Below are 1,601 nucleotides of genomic sequence, written 5' to 3'. Positions count from 1 at the left end.
AAGGACACACCACCGGTCGAGTTGCTGTCAGCCGTCCGCGCCGCTGCGAGCGGGGACAGCGTTCTCTCCCCCGCCATCGCGTCGAAGCTCATGACTCGGGTACGCAAACCCGAAACCAGCCTCAGCCCAAGGGAAATCGAAGTTCTGAAGTTGGTGGCGGCGGGTCGCTCCAACCGAGAGATCGGCAAAGAACTGTTCCTGAGTGAGACCACGGTCAAGTCGCACCTGGTTCACATCTTCGGCAAGTTGGGAGTGAAGTCGCGGACGTCGGCGGTAGCTCGTGCGCGGGAGCTGGGTTCGATCTGACATTTGCCCGAATTGTCGAAAGTAGCTGGACAGCAGCAATTTTCGCTCAAAATTCTCTTGTGTTCGAAACTTTGTTCGATTAGACTTTGGGCATGGACAGTCGGGAAGCGTGGCAACTGGATGGGGAGGGCCTCAAGGGTGAGGTTCTGGATCTGGTGCGCGCCCGACACGAGTTGCAGTCGCGGATGGTGTTGCTGATCGTGGAGATGTTTTCCCGGGAGGTTCTCGGCGGGAAGGGTTTTCGGGCGATCGCGCAGTGGTTGCATGGTTCGACGAATCTGGAGATCGGTGAGTGCAGTCTGCTGGTCGGGTTGGCGCGGTTGTTGATGCTCGAACCCGTGGTGGCGGATGCGTTTCATCGCGGTGACGTGGATGCGTTGAAAGCCCGTCAGGTGGCGTCGTTTTGTCAGCATCCGCCGAAGAACATGACCCTGGCGGATGTGGACAAGGCTCGCGGGATTCTGTTGGGGTTGGCGTCGAAGAACATTGCGGATTGTGATGCGGTGCGGGCGGCGATCCGGCGGATCGAGAAGCAGTACGGCAAGCGTGAGGACGGGGTTCCGGTGGGTGAGGATTCGGAGCGTAACGAGTTCTACGCCTCGAAAGGCTTGTACGGGCGGGTCACGGTGAAGGGTGATCTGGATGCGGTGAACGGGGCCCGGTTGATCACGTTGTTGTCGAGTCTGTCTGCGCCGACGCCGGAGAAGGACGGCGTCAAGGACACGCGTACTCCGGCGCTGCGGCGGGCGGATGGGTTTTGCGAGTTGTTGCGCCGGTACGAGCGGGCGGGGTTGGGTCCGGTCGAGGGCGGGGTGAAACCGCACATCACGGTCACCGCCAGCGCAAAAGACATGACAGACCTCAAGGCGTTGAAAGACCTCTTGCCGTCCACTGAGGAGTTGGGTTTCGCGTGGGCGGATTGGGTGGGCCCGATCAGTATCGATACCGCGCGGATGTTGGCGTGCGACTGCACGGTCACGCGGATTTTGTTGGATGAGAATGGTGTTCCGCTCGACTGCGGTAAGGAAGCGCGAACAGCGACGGTTCCGCAGCGGCGGGCGTTGGCGGTTCGTGATGGTGGGTGTGCGTTTCCGGGGTGCGGGACTCCGTCGGGGTGGTGCGATGCCCATCATATTGTTCACTGGAACGATGGTGGCCCAACAGATCTCGACAACCTGATCTTGTTGTGCGGTCATCACCACCGGACGCTGCACCACACCGAATGGCGGGTCGAGATCGGCCCCGACCGAAAAACCGTGTTCTATCCACCGATGTCGATTGATCCGTATCAACAG

General features: G+C 60.5%; 2 protein-coding genes. Both read left to right on the top strand.

The genetic code is table 11. The features are described 5' to 3' along the window. On the top strand, positions 1-306 hold a 306-nt coding region (locus AC0B9F_RS38060), incomplete at its 5' end, for a response regulator transcription factor (RefSeq protein WP_472010377.1). 92 nt (positions 307-398) lie between these two features. Continuing rightward, positions 399-1,601: HNH endonuclease signature motif containing protein (locus tag AC0B9F_RS38055; protein WP_472010375.1), on the top strand; the 1,203-nt coding region annotated here is incomplete at its 3' end.

The organism is Streptomyces sp. NPDC097129 (assembly GCF_055668065.1).
This window is presented reverse-complemented; position numbering and strand designations above follow the sequence as displayed.